This is a genomic window from Streptomyces katrae, from assembly GCF_000966975.1.
Lineage (GTDB): Bacteria > Actinomycetota > Actinomycetes > Streptomycetales > Streptomycetaceae > Streptomyces > Streptomyces katrae.
In genome coordinates, this window is sequence record NZ_JZWV01001103.1 from 1 (window position 1) to 292 (window position 292).

The 292-nt window shown below is 76.4% G+C and carries 1 pseudogene; it reads left to right on the forward strand.

Annotated elements, in window-relative coordinates:
* A pseudogene (locus VR44_RS33030) lies at positions 1-292 on the forward strand (hypothetical protein); the annotation flags it as partial.

Here is a 292-nt window from a genome sequence, read left to right on the forward strand (position 1 = left end):
CCAAAAAGGGGACCCGCCACATCGCCGGCGCCGCCGCCGGGTCGGAGTGGTGGGGCGGGGCCGGAGGGGCGGGCGCGCCCGTGCTCTACACCGCGACGACGGACGCCGACGGCGGTACGACGCAGCTCACCGAGATCGATCCGGCCACCGGTGCCGTGCGCTGGCAGACCCGGGCCTCCGGAGACCTGCGGCCGATCGGCGTGGCCCGCGGCGCGCTGTACCTGCTCGACAACGCCGCCGTCGTCCGGACGGCCGGGATCGCACGGGTGGACACGGTCACCCACGCCATGCG